3 protein-coding genes and 1 pseudogene are annotated in these 2,825 nt (G+C 73.5%); all 4 read left to right on the forward strand.

Translation table 11 applies throughout. From position 1 onward, the window contains the following. A pseudogene (locus AC2W7A_RS11240) lies at positions 1-191 on the forward strand (thymidine phosphorylase); the annotation flags it as partial. 16 nt (positions 192-207) lie between these two features. After that, positions 208-846: a DedA family protein gene (locus AC2W7A_RS11245; RefSeq protein WP_485991426.1), complete on the forward strand. Its 639-nt coding sequence runs from the start codon at positions 208-210 to the stop codon at positions 844-846. 42 nt (positions 847-888) lie between these two features. Next, the gene (locus tag AC2W7A_RS11250; protein WP_485991427.1) at positions 889-2,100 is read left to right on the forward strand and encodes an adenosine deaminase; all 1,212 of its coding nucleotides are present in this window, start codon (positions 889-891) and stop codon (positions 2,098-2,100) included. Between the two features lie 12 nt (positions 2,101-2,112). After that, a partial coding sequence (locus AC2W7A_RS11255) for a MazG nucleotide pyrophosphohydrolase domain-containing protein (RefSeq protein WP_485991428.1) occupies positions 2,113-2,825 on the forward strand: 713 nt, incomplete at its 3' end.

The following is a 2,825-nucleotide window of genomic DNA, read 5'->3' on the forward strand; positions in this document are numbered from 1 at the left end:
CCAGCTGCACGCCCCGCCCCGGCGACGAGGTGAAGGCCGGTCAGACCCTCATGACCCTGCACACGGACACCCCGGAGCGCTTCGAGCGCGCCCAGGCTGCCCTCGCCGGCGGCTGGGCCGTGGAGCAGGCCGACGCCGAGCGTGCCGCCTCCCTGCGCGGCCGCTCCGTCGTGCTCGACGAGATCCGCTGACCGGGCCCCGTCCGCCGTGCTCGCCTGGCTCGAGGAGTCCATCCTCCACGCCGCCTCCCAGTGGTGGGTCCTGCCCGTCACGGGTCTGCTGTGCCTGCTGGACGGGATCGTCCCGGCCTTCCCCTCCGAGTCCGTGCTGGTCGCACTCGCGGCGATCGTCAGGGACGGGGAGCCGTTCGCGCTCACGGCCCTGTGGGCGGTGGGCGCGGTCGGCGCGTTCTGCGGGGACAACCTCGCGTACCTGATCGGCCGCACGGTCGGCACGGACCGCTGGCGCTGGATGCGGTCCAGGGCCGTGGCCGGGGCCATGGGGATGGCCCGCCGTAACCTGGACCGCCGTGGCGCGTTCCTGCTGTTCACGGCCCGCTTCGTCCCCGGCGGCCGGGTGGCGGTGAACCTCACCGCCGGCGCCACCCGGTACTCCTACCTGCGCTTCGTCCTGCTGGACGCGGTCTCCTGCATGGCCTGGTCCGCCTATTCGATCCTCATCGCCCGCGTGACCACCGGCTGGCTGGAGAGCCCGCTGGCCAAGATCGCGGTGTCCCTGGCCGGAGCGTTCGTGGTCGGCCTGATCATGGACCGGATCATCCACCTGGCCCTCACCCGCCGGGACCGGGCCGCGGCCCGCCGCCCGGATACGGCCCGGGGCGCCTGAACGCCTCGAACGGCGTCCGGGCCCTGCCGTAGACTCCGAGGCGTGACTGAGAGCATCCCCACCACCGACGCCCCGAGCCCCCTGGACATCGACCTCGCGGCCCTGCCGAAGGTCTCCCTGCACGACCATCTGGACGGCGGCCTGCGTGTGGCCACCGTCCTCGAGCTCGCCCGTGAGGCGGGAACCGAGGTCCCGGCCGAGACCGAGGAGGAGCTCGCCGCCTGGATCCACGCCCACGCCAACGGCGAGTCGCTCGAGAAGTACCTCGAGGTGTTCGCGCTGACCACGTCCGTCATGCAGACCCGTGAGCAGCTGCGCCGCGTGGCCCGCGAGTTCGTGGAGGACCTCGTGGAGGACGGCGTGGTCTACGGGGAGATCCGCTGGGCCCCCGAGCAGCACCTGGCCGGCGGCCTGTCCCTGGACGAGGCCGTCGAGGCCGTGCAGGAGGGCCTGGACGAGGCCGTGGCGGCCGCCGTGGAGGACGGCCGGGACATCTCCGTGGGTCAGCTGGTCACCGCCATGCGGCACGCGGACCGCGCCCAGGAGATCGCGGAGCTGGCCGTGCGCCACCGGGACCGCGGCGTCGTGGGCTTCGACATCGCCGGCGCCGAGGCGGGCTTCCCGCCCTCACGGTTCGCGGACGCCTTCACCTGGCTCGCGCAGCAGCACCTGCCGGTGACGGTGCACGCGGGGGAGGGCGACGGCCTCGCCTCCGTGCAGGATGCGCTCGTCAGCGGCCGCGCGCAGCGCCTGGGCCACGGCGTCCGCCTGGCCGAAGACATCTCCGTGGAGTTTGGTGCGGTGGACGAGGACGGCGAGCAGCTGGACGCGGACACCGGCCTCGTGGAGCTCGGCCCCACCGCCGCCTGGGTGCGGGACCGCCAGATCGCCCTCGAGGTGTGTCCGTCCTCGAACCTGCAGACCGGCGCCGTGGACCCGGCGAAGGGCATCGAGGGCCATCCGATCGACCTGCTCATGCAGCTCGGCTTCCGCATCACTGTGAACACGGACAACCGTCTCGTCTCGGACGTCTCCCTGACGGACGAGCTGTACCTGCTGGCCGAGACCTTCGGCTACACCCTGTCCCAGCTGCTGGACCTGCAGCTCAACGCCGCCGAGGCCGCGTTCCTGCCGGTGGAGGAGCGCGAGGAGCTCGCCGAGCTGCTCGTGGCCGCCTGGAACCCGGTGATCGCCGGCTCCGGCGACGCCCCGCGCCTGGCCGAGCTGCCCGCCGACGACGCCGAGCAGGACTGACACCGAGCACGCATGGGCGCCCAGGTCGAGAAGCTGGTGTGGGTGGTCGCGCAGCTGCGCCGCCACTGCCCCTGGACCCGGACGCTCACGCATGACCGGCTCACGGAGTACCTCGTCGAGGAGGCCTACGAGGCCGTCGAGGCGATCGAGACCGGCGCGGACGAGCGCACCCTCCGCTCCGAGCTCGGCGACGTGCTCTTCCAGGTGGTCCTGCACTCCGCGATCGCCCAGGACCGCGGCGCCTTCGCCATGGAGGACGTGGCCGAGGCCATCACCGCCAAGATGCTGCGCCGCAACCCGCACGTCTTCACCCCGGAGGGCGACCTGCGCCCGGCGGACGAGCTGCGGGACATCACCGTCGCACAGCTCGAACGTCAGTGGGAGGCCGTCAAGGCCCGGGAGAAGGCGGCGGCCGCCGCGCCTGCCGACGGCCGCACGGACACCGTCGGCTCCGCCCCACCCGGCGCCGCTCCCGAGGGGAGCGGACATCCGGGGGAGGGCGCCGTCGGTCGGGACGCCGGGGGGAGGAGCCCGCTGAGGAGATTACGACGACGGACGCGGCCCTGGCGGACCTGCTCGCCTCCCTGCCCAGCCCGGGAGTGGTATATGCTCGGCCGCGAGGGGGCGGAGGCCGCCTCGATCAGGTCGGGGTCCGCGGGCACCTCGACGGCGGCGAGGACCTTCTCCTTCTCCGCCCGCAGATGGTCCGCGTCGAAGGACAGCGG

The sequence above is a fragment of the Micrococcus sp. LASM2_SD2 genome (genome assembly GCF_057364565.1).